We start from the raw sequence: 14,169 nt of genomic DNA, 5'->3' as shown, positions 1-14,169 counted from the left end.
TCCGAAACGTGATGGAATCCAGCAATCATTTTGCTCATGATGGTGGGCAATTGATCAAAACGGGGTGAGGTATGGACAAAACGGATGAACGGCTGGTGTCAGCCCTGCGGCACAATGCAAGGGCGTCGCTTTCGGATCTGGCGCTGGAACTGAACTTGTCACGCACCACCGTGCGGGCCCGGATTGAGCGGCTGCAGGCGCGGGGGGATATCCTGGGGTTTACCGTGGTCCTGAAAGAGGATGTCCTGCGCGATCCGGTGCGCGGGCTGATGATGATCGGGATCGAAGGCCGCGGCACCAGCCGGATCACCCGGCAGCTGCAAGGGTTGCCCGAAGTGCGGGCGATTCATACCACCAACGGGCGGTGGGACCTGATTATCGAATTGGGCACCGAGACGCTGGAAACCCTGGACGCAGCCTTGGCCAAGATCCGGACGTTCGAAGGTGTTGTAAGCAGTGAAACCAATCTGTTGCTGGCGACCAAGAAAGACACCTGACGCCAAGCCGAATATTTCGATGCGGCCAATATCTTGGCGGCCGCATCGAAGCTTTCTGGCAAGTTAATGCTGTTTGCGGATGTGGTTGGCCGCAGAAATCCACAGCAGCGCGAGGCCCAAGGAAGCAATGGCGTTCCAGCTTGCCATGGAAAGCGACAGCATCTCCCACGGGACCTCGTCACAGCGCACAAGCGGCGCGGCCATGATCTGCTCCATCAGCTGGTCCGGCGACAGCCCGCCAACAGGGCCGGAGGTGCAGGTGGCGGGGCCTTCCCACCAGCCGCGCTCGACCCCCGTGTGATAGGTGCCAACCCCGGCGGTGGCCAGCGCCGCCAGCGCGCCCAGATACGGCAGCACAGCGCCGGGGATGACCAGCGCCAGAACACCGATCCCAGCCGCGGCGGCATGTGGGTAGCGCTGCCAGTAACAAAGTTTGCAGGGCGCCATGTCGCCAATATACTGGAACCCCAGCGCGCCAATCAGCAGCGCAGCAGAGCCGCCGGCGGCCAATACGATCAGAAGCCTGTGCATGATCAGATGAACCTCACCATCAGAAAGCCGCCGAACAGGATCGCAATGAAGGCAGTGAAAACCAGTCCCAGGCGGCGTTCAATGAAATCCCGGACTGGTGCGCCGAACTGCCACAGTAAGCCCGCGACGATGAAAAAACGCAATGCACGCGCTAGGATAGAGGTGGCAATGAATGTACCGACCGGCATCCCGCTCCAGCCCGACATGATGGTAATCACCTTGTACGGGAATGGCGTGATGCCTGCACCCAGCACTGCCCAGAAGCCAAAATCGTTGAAGCGGGTGTTAAATTCCGCCATGGCGTCGCCCTTGCCCATGGCTTCCAGCACTGGCTGGCCGATGCTGTCGTAGAAGAATGCGCCGATTGCGTATCCCAGAACGCCTCCCGCCACAGAGGCGATCAGCGCCACCAGGGCGATCAGCCAAGCGCGCGACGGGCGGGCCAGGATCATCGGGATCATCAGAACGTCCGGGGGAATCGGAAAGACCGAACTTTCAACAAAGGCGACAACGGCCAGACACCACAGCGCCTTGGGATGATAGGCCAGGGCCATCGTCCGGTCATATAGCGGTTTCAGCATTCTGGCCCTGCGTCCTCTTCGGCGTTTGCCAACGGAGGTGGCACGCGCACGCCGCTCCGTCAAGCTAGGCGGCGGCTGAATTTGCACTGGTGCTGATTTTCCTCCGCGCAGTTCCGTTTTGCCTCTGGACCTTGGCTGATTGCTTGGCTAGGAAAAGACCGCGGCCCAAGTGGCGGAATGGTAGACGCAGGGGATTCAAAATCCCCCGCTGGTGACAGCGTGCCGGTTCGAGTCCGGCCTTGGGTACCATTGCAGAGCATTGTCTTTGCGAGAGAAAGCCGCCGGTCGGAAGACCGGCGGCTTTTCGTTTGATGACATACTATTCCCCTGAGGCAGCGCCTGCTTAGTGGTCGACACGCCTCCTTGCTGGACTGGCGAACCGGATGAAACAGAAACTGCCGTCATTCCGTCAAGAGAGTACCTTTGCGGAGGGGGGGGCGCGTTTTACATGACGAAGGCCCGGCCGGGAGGTCGAGCGGATCGAGAAGACTGCCGCAAATGGTGCATGGCACGCTGGGTGCCATGGCGCGATAATCGGCCGGGGTGCCGGGGTGCCGGGGCGGCTCACTCGGCGGGCTGGTCTAATATCCCAGTTGCAGACCAATAAATAAAATCAACCGGCCCCGCCGGGGCTGTTTCAAGACCTGATAGAACGGGTGCCAGCCTGTCAATTTCGCTTGATCGGCAAATTCCGCGCAAGGGTCCTGATGTATAGTTCTCTTTTTCCAGATACCGCGGCAGATCCGGGTGTCTCAGGTACACAAATTTGCGCCCTTGCGAGGCGTAGACCGAGACAGCGCCCGGCGGGATATTCGGACCTCCGCCGAGAGCGCAGACAACAAGGGTCTCGTCGGCCTGCAATTGCTCGCCAAGCGGCTGCAAAAATTCTGAAAGTTGCAAGCCAAATTGAGTGCTTAAGCCGCCCATGCCTAGATCGGAAGTGCGTTTGAGTGGCCCCCCGGAAGCTAAGAGCAAGGCAAGGGTGGCACACCCGCCTATCCAGCGGAGACGGCTGATTGACATAAGCGCGCCAGCGGCGCCGACCATCAGCAAGGGTAAAATAAGAAGCGTATACCTAGGATAGACCTTGCCTGAGGCGCCCCACATCATAACCGCAAAGAGAAGAGCTATCCCCGTTGCCGCGAGCAATCTGGGCCGGCGGGTTGTGAAGGGAAGAACGCAAAGGCCGAGGAAGCCCGCGAGACGCAACCACGGCTCTCGTCCCAGGATAAGGTTGGAAAGGCCGTCCAGCCCGCGATCCGTCAGAGCTGGAGCAAACCTGTCCAGCATCTCCTTCTTTAAACTGCCATCAAGTGCCCCACCTGAACCATCCAGGGCAAAGCGAGCCTGTTGAAACAGGGGCCAAGCAAACGCCAGTATCAATGAGATCGCGATTGTCCAGCGAAACCTCCTGTTTTGCCAAATTTCGCCAAGTGGCACAGTTTGCCATATGCGGGTCAACGCCAGGGTCAATAGGGCCATGGCCAGGAAGGCCAGAGGGGTCGGGCTTTTCTGCAGTGAAGCTAGGAAAACCGTTGCTGCAAACCAAGGCCAGTATTTTGGTTTTTCAAAAGCAGCTAACATTGCAGCAACTCCCAGGGTTGCAAATAGAGCTGCACCTGCATCAAGCATGGCCGACGTTGCGTAACGCCAGAAGTCCAAGGAACTCCCGAGCAGCAAGACTGAGGGCAGCATCACCCAAGGCTCCTTGGGGAGCATCACCCTGGCCAGAAGAGCTGTTGCCGCCAAAACACCCAACGCAAAAAGTGCCGATGGCAGGCGAAGGGATAGTATATCTGGCAGGCCGATCTCCATCAGCAATCCGGAAATCCAGTATTGCAGCGGCGGTTTCTTCAGGCTCGGCTCATTGTTAGAGTACACCGCCAACCAGTCATCGTTACGGGCGAAACCGGTACTTCTGTCGTACGTGTAAAACTCATCGTAGTGGCTGAGTTCGCCGAAGCCGAGGTCGGCCAAGTGCCAAGTCCAAACCAGGAAAATTGCAATAGCGGTCGCAATGTAAGGCAGATAACCTAACAAGCTGAACCGATGCTGAGCCAGGGTTGCATTTTGCATGTATTCGCCGCTTTCTGTTGGGGCCTGTTTGCACCAGGCAGTGGCTTGGAGCTCGGTTCGTACTTGATTTCCTTCATGCAATCAATCACAACCCAGCGGGTTCGAATCAATGCAAGAAATGTGCAAGCTGATGCCTCCAGGCTGTGAGACTCCCAATTACAACCGCCCAATCGTTTCGATTGTAATCCCCATGCACAATGAGGAAGGGGCGGTTCAGTCGCTTCTTCAGGGGATACTGAACGCCGCGTCTGAGCTGTCTGACTTTGAGATCCTCGCGGTGGATGACGGCTCTACTGACAAGACATTTGAGCGGCTCTCCGCGTTTCAGAAAAGCTGCCCGCAGTTGCGTGTATTGAGGCATAAGACAGCGGGCGGTCAAAGTGCTGCAGTGCATTCAGGTGTCAGTGCTGCTGCTTCGAAAATCTGCTGTACTTTGGACGGTGACGGGCAAAATCCGCCCGAAGAACTTAAGAAGCTTTGGGCTCCGCTGCTCTCCGACGAAAGCGGGAAGATCGGCTTGGTGGCCGGACAACGCCGCGGACGCAAGGACACGGCTTCCAAGAAGCTCGCCTCGCATTTTGCGAATGCGTTGCGGCGCAAGGTTCTTAGGGATGGCACCCGGGATACCGGATGCGGTTTGAAGGGATTCAGGCGGGACGCGTTTCTTGCGCTTCCCTATTTCAATCATATGCACAGATACTTGCCAGCGTTGTTCCAGGCATACGGCTGGGACATCGCTTTGGTGGATGTTGCCCATCAGGAACGTTTGAGCGGCCATTCAAAGTACACAAACCTCGGGCGCGCGCTCGTGGGGGCGTGGGATTTGTTCGGCGTGGTTTGGCTTGTGCGTCGCGCGCGAACCGTGTCGCCTCAGGAAGTATCAGCACATTGATTGAAACAGTCCTTAATTTTCTTCAGGTTCGCAATCCAAGCGAGGCGCTGTGGGTCTGCATTGGCTTGTTCGGCCAGCTTATGTTTACTGCGCGTTTTTTGGTCCAATGGATATCGTCGGAGCGGGCAAAAAAATCGGTCGTGCCGATGGCATTCTGGTATCTTTCCATAGGGGGCGGAATTATCCTTCTGTCTTATGCGGTCTATCGCCGCGATCCGGTTTTTATCCTCGGCCAATCTATGGGTCTCACGATTTATTTGCGTAACATTTTTTTAATACGCGCAGAAAACCGGGAGACTATTTAAGCGGAGCAATGAACGAGGTCGGAAACTCGGACGGTGACGCAGGCTCCTCTTATTATCCCCGCAAGATCAACGGCTGTCCTTCAGCCCGTAGTTCGCGAAGGCAGTGACAACTTCCGCCATTTCGTCCGCATTCAGGATATGCGGCTTGCCGATGGTCAAGCTTGTCGCGTAACCCTTTGCAAGGGTTTCCAATTCCACCATGCGCCACAGCGCGCGGGGCAGGTTGTCCCCGGTTGCAACGGCGCCATGGTTGGCCATCAGGCAAGCGCTGCGATCCCGCAAGGCACGGGTGATGTTCTCCGACAACTGGCGGCTGCCGAACAGCGCGTAGTCCGCCACCGGCACGTCGCTGCCGCCAAAGGCCGCGACCATGTAGTGGCAGGCCGGGATCGCCTGACGGTTCATCGCCAGCGCGCTGCAATAGACGGGATGGGCATGGACCACGGCATTCACGCCGGGTTTGGCCTGAAGGATCGCCAGATGGAAGGGCCACTCGGTCGAGGGCTTCATCTGTCCCGGCCGCGCAGGGCTGCCGTCGAGTGGAATCAAGACAAGATCTTTTGGAGCCAGTTTTTCATAGGGCACGCCGGACGGCGTGATCAGCAGGTGAGACCCCGCGCGAACTGAGATATTGCCGGAGGTGCCCTGATTGATACCCGCGGCGTTCATTTCCAGGCAGGCGTCAATCACCGCTTGCCTGAGTTCGGTGCAGTCCTGATACGGCGGTTTCATCGGGCAGTCTCTGGCATCAGGCGGATTTTGCTGCGGCCATTTCCGGGAACAGGCCTGCCAGGCCTTGCTCGGAGGCGTCGCAGATGCCGCGTTCGGTAATCAGTCCGGTCACCAGCCGGTTGGGCGTGACGTCAAAGGCCGGGTTGCCGCCCGGAGTTCCGTCCGGCGTCACCTGCACGACGCCGATCGCGCCGCCTTCGGTCTTGCCCTGAACATGGGTGATCTCACGCGCGCTGCGTTCTTCGATCGGGATTTCGGCTACGCCGTCCGAGACCGTCCAGTCAATGGTCGGCGAGGGCAGGGCGACGTAGAAAGGCACCCCGTTATCGCGGGCCGCCAATGCCTTCAGATAGGTGCCGATCTTGTTGCAAACGTCGCCGCGGCGGGTGGTGCGGTCGGTACCGGTGATGACCAGATCGACCTGCCCATGCTGCATCAGATGGCCGCCCGCGTTATCGGAGATGTAGCTGTGGCTGATACCGTGGCTTCCCAGTTCCCAGGAGGTCAGCGCCCCCTGGTTGCGGGGACGGGTTTCATCGACCCAGACGTGGATAGGGACACCGGCCTCATGCGCCTGGTACATCGGGCTGGTGGCGGTGCCCCAGTCCACGGTCGCCAGCCAGCCGGCGTTGCAGTGGGTCAGCAGCCGGACCGGCTCACCCGCGGGTTTGCCCGCTGCAATTTGCCGGATCAGTTCCAGTCCATGCGCGCCGATGCTGCGGTTGATGCCGACGTCTTCATCCGCGATTTCATGCGCAAGAGACAGGGCGGCGGCAGCACGCTCCGCTTCGCTCAGCGGCTCCAGACGGGCACGGCAGCGGTCCAGCGCCCAGCGCAGGTTGATCGCGGTCGGGCGGGTTGCGTTGAGAAAGCCCCAAGCCTGGTTCATTGCCGCAATGGACGGATCAAGCCGCATCGCCAGTGCCATGCCATAAGCGGCAGTCGCCCCGATCAATGGGGCTCCGCGAACCCGCATTTCGGTGATGGCATCGGCAAAATCCTGGAGCGTGTCCACTTGCTGGATGCGGAATTCATGCGGCAGCCAGCGCTGGTCGATGATCTGAAGCGCCTCCCGCTCATGGTCCCACCACAAGGACCGATAGTGCGTTCCATCAACTTTCATCGGCTTTCTCCCATGCGTTGCGGCGGCACTGCGCAAGCGGCCGGACACGGCCTGTGATGCAAGTGCGTGCTCTGCTGTGTGTGCGGCTACACAAGCATCAGCCTCATGAGATTTCAATGGCCTGCACGCCTAAAGTGTCACAAGGATCCGGTAGAGAAGGTGTCGCAGGACTGGACGTCGCCGGTTTGGAAGCCGCGGGCAAACCACTCTTGCCTTTGCGCACTGGTGCCATGGGAAAACGTGTGCGGCTGCGGCACCCGGCCGGCGTTGCGCTGCAGCGTATCATCACCGATCTGTTTGGCGGCGTTCATGGCTTCTTCGACGTCGCCGGGTTCCAGCGTGCCCAGCGTGTCCTGGGCATAGCGGGCCCAGATCCCAGAGAAGCAATCGGCCTGCAGCTCTGTGCGGACAGAAATAGCATTGGACTCAACCTCGCTCACGCGGGCGCGCACACGCTGGGTTTCGCCCAGGATGCCAAGCTCGTTCTGGACATGATGGGCAACCTCATGGGCAACGACATAAGCGGCTGCGAAATCTCCCCGCGCGCCCAGCCGCTGGCTCAGCGTGGTGAAGAAGGAGGTGTCGAGATAAACTTTTTCATCCAGCGGGCAGTAAAACGGCCCGGTTGCCCCGGATGCCCCGCCGCAGGGCGATTGCGTCACCCCTTTGTAAAGGACAAGGACTGCCGGGCTGTAGCGGCGTCCGAGCTGCTGTTCAAAAATAGAGGCCCAGACAACTTCGGTATCCGCGAGTGCGACGCTGACAAACTCCGCGGCTTCCTGGTCGGCTGCCGTGATCGGGGCAGGGGTGCTGGTTTGCGGCGCGGATCCTTGCAGCAGCGGCGTCAGATCCACCCCGAAAAAGGCCCCCGCGACAACAACCAGCAAAAGACCGGCCCCGCCAATACCTGCGCTCCTTCCTGACATCCGGCGGCCGCGCCGGTCCTCGATATTCCGGCTTGCGCGCCGCCCTTTCCAACGCATGTCATTCTCCTTGCTTTCAAGCCAGGCGTCTTTGCAGAAACAAGGTAATTGCCTGGCAGCCGTTATCAAATTCCGCAGGTGAAGTTACCCGGCCCTGCATACCGGGAACGCCTGACTGCATGCTGCAGTTCCATCTGTTTCCTGCCTCTCGCAGCGACGGAAACTCCTGTGCAAAGCGTGTGCAGCTTGCGAATGTGCGTAGGGACGTTATTCAATAGGGTAACAAATTGGATACAGGGCGGCAGGCCGGGTTGAAGGCTGCGCAAAAAATTCTGTTTAATTGAAAGGCTCAAGAATGACGTGCTTCTGGAACATCGGCCTGACCGGCCTGACCGGCCGGACCGGCCTTGCAATGGTGGCCGCGGTAGGCCTGGCTGCAGCGGATGCGGCACTTGCGCAGCAGGGACAGGGGGCTGCACCCAAGGTGTCAGTTTCCGAGGCGGTGATCAAACCGATCAAGGACACAGCAACTTACATCGGTCGCGGCGAGGCGATTGACAAGGCCGATATCATGGCCCGGGTGAGCGGCTATCTGGAGGAAGTCCTGGTCCAGGACGGCGCAGAGGTCGAGAAGGGGGATACGCTGTTCCGTATCGAGCGCAGCGCCTATGATGCAGTGCTGGAGAGTCGGCGGGCGGAACTGGCGCAGGCTGAGGCCAATCTGGAGCTGGCGTCACTGGAGCTGGTCCGCAAGCAGGAGCTGTTCGAGCGCGGTTCGGTCCCGGAAGCGGACCGCGACACTGCCCGCGCCAATGAACAGGTAGCAGAGGCACAGGTGCGGGCTGCCCGGGCTGCTATCCAGCAGGCGGAGCTGGATCTGAGCTACACTGAGGTTCACGCGCCTTTCTCTGGCCGCGTCGGACGTGTTGAGGTCAGTATCGGCGACGTGGTCAGCCCCAGCGGCTCCCCGCTGGTCAACATCGTGCGCGAAGCACCGGTTTATGTGTCCTTCTCCGTGAATGAAAAGCAGTTCGTCGAGATCTTGCAGGAGCTGGAAGCCGAGGGAGTCGACCGCGGCGACATCGAAACCGCGCCGGAGGTGTTTGTCGTGCTGCCTAACGGAGCTGAGCTGGAGGAAAAGGGCCGGATTGCCTTTGCCGGAAACCGGGTGGATCCCACGACCGGCGCAGTCACTGTGCGCGCAAAGTTCGAAAACAAGGACCGGCTGATCCTGGACGGTGCTTTCCTCACCGTGGGGCTGCAATCCCAGCAAGCGGTCGACCGGATTGTCATCAGCCAGGCAGCAATTCAGCGCGATCAGCAAGGGCCGTTTGTACTGGTGGTGGATGAAAACAACCAAGCGCAGCAGCGTTATATCGCAACTGGCGATGTGCAGGGCACCGGGATCATCGTTTTGGATGGTCTGATCAACGGCGACACCGTGGTGGTTGAAGGGCTGCAAAAGATCCGGCCCGGTGTCGAGGTGGACCCCGTTATGGCCGGCCAGGCTGGAGAATAACTGATGTTTTCCTCCACTTTCATCTCAAGACCGAAATTCGCGATTGTCATCTCCCTGGTGCTGACGGTCATGGGCATCATTGGCTATTTCGCATTGCCGGTGGCGCAGTTCCCCGAAATCACGCCGCCAGTGGTGAACGTCACAGCCAACTATCCGGGCGCAAATGCAGAAACCGTCGAGAAGAGCGTCGCGGCGCCGATAGAAGCACAGGTCAACGGCGTCGACGGAATGCTGTACATGACCTCCACCTCTGCCGACAACGGAAGCTATTCTCTGGACGTGACATTCGAGGTTGGAACCGATCCGGATATTGCCTCTGTCAACGTGCAGAACCGCGTGGCACAGGCGGCTTCAGCGCTACCTGCCGAGGTCAACTCGAATGGCGTTGTGACCCAGAAAAGTTCGTCAAACATGCTGCTGGTGACGGCGCTCACTTCGCCCAACGGGTCACATGACAGCGTGTTTTTGTCAAACTATGCTGCGATCAACATCAAGGATACGCTGGCGCGTGTAGACGGTGTAGGCAAGGCGGAGATCCTGACCAACTTTGAATACGCTATGCGGGTCTGGCTGAACCCCAACACGATGGCGGGCCTGGGTATTTCGCCAGGCGACGTGATCAATGCGGTTCAGGAGCAGAACGTCGAAGTGTCAGCCGGCCAAGTGGGTGCGCCGCCCGTGCCAGGCGATCAGGTGTTCCAGTACACGATCAAATCCAAGGGGCGCCTGACCGAAGTCAGTGAGTTCGAAAATATTGTGATCCGCACAGGGGATGGCGGCAGCACCGTCCGCCTGAGAGACATTGCCAAAGTGGAACTTGGAGCCTCGAACTATAGCTCTTCCGGCTACTTCAATGGTGTTCCGGCAACCATTCTGGCGGTCTACCAGGCGCCGGGTGCCAATGCGCTTGCCGTGTCGGAAGGCGTTTTGGCGGAGATGGACCGCCTGTCTCAGGCATTTCCAGATGACGTCTCTTTTGCAGTGCCGTTCAATACCACGGATTTTGTCGAGCAATCACTCAACGATGTGGTCTCCACCCTGATGATGACCTTTGTGCTGGTGATCTCTGTCGTGTTCATCTTCCTGGGGTCTGTCCGCGCCACGATCATTCCGGCGGTGGCAATCCCGGTCTCGCTGATCGGCACTTTTGCGTTCCTGCTGGCCCTTGGCATGTCGCTCAATACCATCTCGCTGTTTGCGCTGGTGCTGGCAATTGGCATCGTGGTGGATGACGCCATTGTGGTGGTGGAGAATGTCGAACGCATCATTGCCGAAGAGGGACTTTCGCCCGCGGATGCAACGCGCAAGGCAATGGCCCAGATCACCGGCCCGGTGATCGCCACCACACTGGTGCTGCTGGCGGTATTTGTGCCGGTCACGTTCATGCCCGGGATTACCGGCAAGCTCTACTCGCAATTCGCAGTGACGATTTCGGTCGCGGTCGTTATTTCTTCGGTAAACGCGCTCACGCTGTCGCCTGCGCTCTGCGGTATCGTGCTCAAGGCCCGCTCTGGTCCGCCCAGAGGGCTGCTGGCGAAATTCGAAAGCATGATTGGCAGTGCGCGCAACGGGTACCTCGGGGTCGTGACAAGGCTGCTGCGAGTGCCGGTGATCGGGCTGGTAATCATCGCGGTGGTGGCCTTTGGCACCGGAGCGGTTTTCAACTCCGCCCCCAAGGGTTTCCTCCCTGCCGAAGACAATGGCTACTTGTTTGTTGATGTCCAGCTGCCCGATGCGGCAGCGCTGGGGCGGACAGAGACGGTGACGCGCCGGATAGACGAGCAGATCCGCCGGATCCCGGGAGTTCAGGGTACAGTGCTGGTGAACGGATTCAGCTTGCTGAACGGCGCCAGCGCCAATGGTGCGATGATTATCGCAACCCTGGCGCCCTGGGATGAGAGGCAAGACGCGGCGCTCCAGCCGAACGCGATCCTGGGTCAGATTTACGGCATTGCAAATGGCGAGGCTGCAGCCAGTATTGTTGCCTTCAATCCGCCGCCAATCTCAGGCCTGGGCATGTCGGCGGGTGTCGAAATGGCGGTGCAGCAGACCGCGGGCGGCACCCCGCAGGATCTGGCGCAATCGGTCGGCTCGCTGGTCTATTCCGCCAATCAGCGGTCTGAAATTGCCCAGTCCTATACAACCTTCCGGGCTAATGTCCCGCAGGTGTTTGTCGATCTGAACCGCGAAAAGGCCAAGACGCTGAATGTGCCGATTGCCGAGGTGTTCCAGACCATGCAGACCCACCTCGGGTCCTATTATGTTAACGACTTCAACCTGTTCGGCCGCGTCTACAAGGTGATGCTGCAGGCTGAGGGGTCATACCGCGACAAGATTGAGGATATCGGCGGTCTCTATGTGCGGGCGCAATCGGGTGAGATGGTGCCGCTGTCAACGCTGATCGACGTCGAAAACGTGCTGGGGCCGGTGCTGCTGAAGCGCCACAACATCTTCCGCTCCGCCACAGTAACTGCGGTTCCGGCGCCCGGCCTGTCCACAGGCGACGCGATCCGGGTGATGCAGGAGGAAGCCGCGACCGCGCTGCCACCGGGCTATTCCTTCGAATGGACCGGCACCGCGCAGCAGCAACTGGATTCGGCAGGGCTGGTCACCGTCATTCTGGCGATGGCAGTTCTGTTCGGCTACCTGTTCCTGGTCGGGCAGTACGAAAGCTGGACGATGCCAGTGGCAATTCTGCTGTCGGTCATAGTCGCGCTGTTCGGTGCCGTGGCCGCGGTGGCGATCGCTGGCAATGACATCAACCTCTACACTCAGATCGGGATGATCATGCTGATCGGTCTGGCGTCAAAGAACGCCATCCTGATCGTAGAGTTCGCGATGGAGCAGCGGGCAGCGGGCCTGTCCATCCGAGAAGCTGCACAGGAGGCTGCCAAACAGCGTTTCCGCGCGGTGATGATGACCGCCCTGTCATTCCTGCTGGGGGTCGTGCCGCTGATGATTGCATCTGGAGCAGGGGCCGCCAGTCAGAGCGCAATTGGTATCGCGGTGTTTGGCGGCATGCTGGCGGCCACCGTCGTTGGCGTGATTGTCGTTCCGGTGCTTTACGCCATGATGCAGGGGCTGCGGGAACGGTTTAAAGGCGAGCCTGCCGGAAGCCCGGCAGAGTAAAAGGGCTATCCCCGCCAGCCATCCGGCTGGCGGGGTATACCAGAAAATGGCTGGGAATGCGGCAGCGCGTGTGAGGTTAGCCCGCCCGGGCGCGCAGTCCGCGCTCATGGGCGGTTGCAAGGATCAAGTCCCACTTCCGCGGAGTGCCCCGAAACTCCGGTTCCACATCGCAGGTCAGCGGCGCACTGGCGCCTTTTGGCATCTTGCGGGCTTCGGCGGAAACGCACCGCTCCAACGCCCAGAAATCCGTCAGGGACGGGTTATCAAAAATCACTTGGCTGAGCAGCATCGCTGCAAGCTCCCTGTAGGTTCTGGTTACGGCTTCGTGCCAGAGTAGCCGGTGCCGCATATTTTTTGTGTGACGCTTGATAGCGTCGTTTTTTGCATCTGTCACCCTTCTGTTTCGTAAGCGTGCCATTTTGCCAAGGCGGTTTTGCTACGCTGGTCTGCGGCTGCCAAAGCAATGAAACGGCGGAAGCACATGCAGCCGGATTTTCCTTGCAAGAAAAATCTTTGCGCAAAGGCTGGTAAAGCTGCCGCCGGTTTTAGGGGGAAAAAACTCTAACTGTCGTCACCAAAACGAAAAAGGCGGCGAAAAGGGGTGCGGCAATAAATAGCACCCTTGACTTGGGAAGGTGGCAATGAAACCCTTCTGCGCGTGCGATATTTTTCAGCACGCACCCTGGTTGGCTAGCCAGTTTCCCTATCCGGGATGCGACCCGGACACCAGATGGACAGCTGTTCAAGCAGGGCTGCAAATCATAAGACAAGTGGGAGAGACTTGATCATGAAACACACCAAGCTGGCTATCGGCGCATTGGTGGCAGCGACCTTTGGGGCGCCCGCAGCATTTGCTCAGGAATACATCACCATCGGCACCGGCGGCGTGACCGGCGTTTATTACCCGACCGGCGGCGCCATCTGCCGTCTGGTGAACAAGGGCCGCAAGGAGCACGGCTTCAAATGCGCCGTCGAATCCACCGGCGGCTCGGTTTACAACGTCAACACAATTAAAGAGGGTGAACTCCAGTTTGGCGTGGCTCAATCCGACATTCAGTACAACGCATACAACGGCGTAGTACAATTCGAGGGCCAAGCTTTTGAAGGTCTTCGTGCGGTTTTCTCGGTGCATCCGGAACCCTTTACCGTCGTGGCTCGTGCTGACGCCGGGATTTCCTCTTTTGACGACCTCAAAGGCAAGCGCGTCAACATCGGCAACCCCGGTTCCGGCCAGCGCGCCACCATGGAAGTTCTCATGGACGCCAAAGGCTGGGGCATGGAAGAGTTCGCCCTGGCAACTGAGCTGAAAGCAGCGGAACAGTCCGCAGCGCTGTGCGACAACCAGATCGACGCGATGATCTACACCGTCGGCCACCCGTCCGGCTCCATCCAGGAAGCCACAACCGCCTGTGACTCGGTGCTGGTGACCGTAGACGGCGAAGCGGTTGAAAAACTGGTTGGAGAGAACTCTTTCTACCGCACCGCGACCATCCCGGGCGGCATGTACCGCGGATCCGACAACGATACCAGCACCTTCGGTGTGGGCGCGACCTTCGTGACCTCGGCTGACGTTTCGGACGATGCAGTATACGCTGTGGTCAGCTCCGTCTTCGAAAACTTCGAAGCCTTCCAGAAGCTGCACCCGGCGTTTGCCAACCTGAAGCCGGAAGAGATGATCGCGGACGGCCTGTCGGCCCCGCTGCATCCGGGCGCCGAGAAGTACTACAAAGAAAAAGGCTGGATCGAGTAATCCGCCAGATAACAGGAACGGGGCGCATCAAGCGCCCCGTTTTCGCCTGAGGCCCAAGGCCCGGGCTTGACCATACCGGCCCCGCGAAACGGCGGCCGCAGGGGAGATTAT

The 14,169-nt window shown here is 59.4% G+C and carries 13 protein-coding genes and 1 tRNA gene; 7 read left to right on the top strand and 7 right to left on the bottom strand.

Annotated features, from left to right (window positions below; all coding sequences use genetic code 11):
• Positions 1-71 precede the first annotated feature (71 nt).
• Positions 72-497, top strand: a complete 426-nt coding sequence (locus tag AC5STB_RS17300) for an Lrp/AsnC family transcriptional regulator (RefSeq protein WP_019297834.1) — start codon at positions 72-74, stop codon at positions 495-497.
• Between the two features lie 63 nt (positions 498-560).
• Here AC5STB_RS17300 and AC5STB_RS17295 read toward each other — a convergent pair whose 3' ends face one another.
• Both AC5STB_RS17295 and AC5STB_RS17290 read right to left on the bottom strand, forming a co-directional pair.
• The gene (locus tag AC5STB_RS17295; protein ID WP_495444032.1) at positions 561-1,028 is read right to left on the bottom strand and encodes a disulfide bond formation protein B; all 468 of its coding nucleotides are present in this window, start codon (positions 1,026-1,028) and stop codon (positions 561-563) included.
• 2 nt (positions 1,029-1,030) lie between these two features.
• A complete protein-coding gene (locus AC5STB_RS17290) occupies positions 1,031-1,609 on the bottom strand; it encodes a YqaA family protein (RefSeq protein ID WP_495444031.1) in 579 nt (192 codons plus the stop codon).
• A 163-nt stretch (positions 1,610-1,772) separates the two neighbouring features.
• On the opposite strand from AC5STB_RS17290, the gene AC5STB_RS17285 reads away from it, so the two are divergent.
• Positions 1,773-1,858, top strand: a tRNA-Leu gene (locus AC5STB_RS17285).
• 315 nt (positions 1,859-2,173) lie between these two features.
• On the opposite strand, the gene AC5STB_RS17280 is transcribed toward AC5STB_RS17285, so the two are convergent.
• On the bottom strand, positions 2,174-3,685 hold the full coding sequence (locus tag AC5STB_RS17280; RefSeq protein WP_495444030.1) for an ArnT family glycosyltransferase: 1,512 nt from the start codon (positions 3,683-3,685) through the stop codon (positions 2,174-2,176).
• 109 nt (positions 3,686-3,794) lie between these two features.
• On the opposite strand from AC5STB_RS17280, the gene AC5STB_RS17275 reads away from it, so the two are divergent.
• A complete protein-coding gene (locus AC5STB_RS17275; protein WP_495444029.1) occupies positions 3,795-4,577 on the top strand; it encodes a glycosyltransferase family 2 protein in 783 nt (260 codons plus the stop codon).
• Positions 4,574-4,882, top strand: a complete 309-nt coding sequence (locus AC5STB_RS17270; protein WP_495444028.1) for a lipid-A-disaccharide synthase N-terminal domain-containing protein — start codon at positions 4,574-4,576, stop codon at positions 4,880-4,882. Before AC5STB_RS17275 ends, AC5STB_RS17270 begins: the two co-directional genes overlap by 4 nt.
• A 66-nt stretch (positions 4,883-4,948) precedes the next feature.
• Here AC5STB_RS17270 and AC5STB_RS17265 read toward each other — a convergent pair whose 3' ends face one another.
• The 3 genes from AC5STB_RS17265 to ypfJ form a co-directional block, all read right to left on the bottom strand.
• Entirely contained in the window at positions 4,949-5,614 is a 666-nt protein-coding gene (locus AC5STB_RS17265; protein WP_495444027.1) for a class II aldolase/adducin family protein, read from the bottom strand.
• A gap of 16 nt (positions 5,615-5,630) precedes the next feature.
• A complete protein-coding gene (gene mtnA / locus AC5STB_RS17260; protein WP_495444026.1) occupies positions 5,631-6,737 on the bottom strand; it encodes an S-methyl-5-thioribose-1-phosphate isomerase in 1,107 nt (368 codons plus the stop codon).
• A 137-nt stretch (positions 6,738-6,874) separates the two neighbouring features.
• A complete protein-coding gene (gene ypfJ / locus AC5STB_RS17255) occupies positions 6,875-7,720 on the bottom strand; it encodes a KPN_02809 family neutral zinc metallopeptidase (RefSeq protein ID WP_495444025.1) in 846 nt (281 codons plus the stop codon).
• Between the two features lie 295 nt (positions 7,721-8,015).
• On the opposite strand from ypfJ, the gene AC5STB_RS17250 reads away from it, so the two are divergent.
• Positions 8,016-9,179 carry an efflux RND transporter periplasmic adaptor subunit gene (locus AC5STB_RS17250; RefSeq protein ID WP_495444024.1) on the top strand — a complete coding sequence of 388 codons (1,164 nt, stop codon included), beginning with the start codon at positions 8,016-8,018 and terminating at the stop codon, positions 9,177-9,179.
• Between the two features lie 3 nt (positions 9,180-9,182).
• Positions 9,183-12,308 carry an efflux RND transporter permease subunit gene (locus AC5STB_RS17245; protein WP_495444023.1) on the top strand — a complete coding sequence of 1,042 codons (3,126 nt, stop codon included), beginning with the start codon at positions 9,183-9,185 and terminating at the stop codon, positions 12,306-12,308.
• A gap of 76 nt (positions 12,309-12,384) precedes the next feature.
• Here the strand turns inward: AC5STB_RS17245 and AC5STB_RS17240 are convergent, their stop codons facing one another.
• The gene (locus tag AC5STB_RS17240; RefSeq protein WP_495444022.1) at positions 12,385-12,702 is read right to left on the bottom strand and encodes a hypothetical protein; all 318 of its coding nucleotides are present in this window, start codon (positions 12,700-12,702) and stop codon (positions 12,385-12,387) included.
• Positions 12,703-13,095: 393 nt separating this feature from the next.
• Between AC5STB_RS17240 and AC5STB_RS17235 the strand changes: the two genes are divergently transcribed.
• A complete protein-coding gene (locus AC5STB_RS17235) occupies positions 13,096-14,058 on the top strand; it encodes a TAXI family TRAP transporter solute-binding subunit (RefSeq protein WP_495444021.1) in 963 nt (320 codons plus the stop codon).
• Positions 14,059-14,169 lie beyond the last annotated feature (111 nt).

Source organism: Leisingera sp. CC-HEC093 (genome assembly GCF_059429195.1).
The sequence above is the reverse complement of the archived record's forward strand: the minus strand, read 5'-3'. Positions and strand labels throughout refer to the sequence as shown.

Bases quoted from the DNA above. Each gene is read 5' to 3' on its own strand.
- AC5STB_RS17300 (WP_019297834.1), top strand. From the start codon at position 72: ATGGACAAAACGGATGAACGGCTGGTGTCAGCCCTGCGGCACAATGCA.
- AC5STB_RS17295 (WP_495444032.1), bottom strand. From the start codon at position 1,028: ATGCACAGGCTTCTGATCGTATTGGCCGCCGGCGGCTCTGCTGCGCTG.
- AC5STB_RS17290 (WP_495444031.1), bottom strand. From the start codon at position 1,609: ATGCTGAAACCGCTATATGACCGGACGATGGCCCTGGCCTATCATCCC.
- AC5STB_RS17280 (WP_495444030.1), bottom strand. From the start codon at position 3,685: ATGCAAAATGCAACCCTGGCTCAGCATCGGTTCAGCTTGTTAGGTTAT.
- AC5STB_RS17275 (WP_495444029.1), top strand. From the start codon at position 3,795: ATGCAAGAAATGTGCAAGCTGATGCCTCCAGGCTGTGAGACTCCCAAT.
- AC5STB_RS17265 (WP_495444027.1), bottom strand. From the start codon at position 5,614: ATGAAACCGCCGTATCAGGACTGCACCGAACTCAGGCAAGCGGTGATT.
- mtnA (WP_495444026.1), bottom strand. From the start codon at position 6,737: ATGAAAGTTGATGGAACGCACTATCGGTCCTTGTGGTGGGACCATGAG.
- ypfJ (WP_495444025.1), bottom strand. From the start codon at position 7,720: ATGCGTTGGAAAGGGCGGCGCGCAAGCCGGAATATCGAGGACCGGCGC.
- AC5STB_RS17250 (WP_495444024.1), top strand. From the start codon at position 8,016: ATGACGTGCTTCTGGAACATCGGCCTGACCGGCCTGACCGGCCGGACC.
- AC5STB_RS17245 (WP_495444023.1), top strand. From the start codon at position 9,183: ATGTTTTCCTCCACTTTCATCTCAAGACCGAAATTCGCGATTGTCATC.
- AC5STB_RS17235 (WP_495444021.1), top strand. From the start codon at position 13,096: ATGAAACACACCAAGCTGGCTATCGGCGCATTGGTGGCAGCGACCTTT.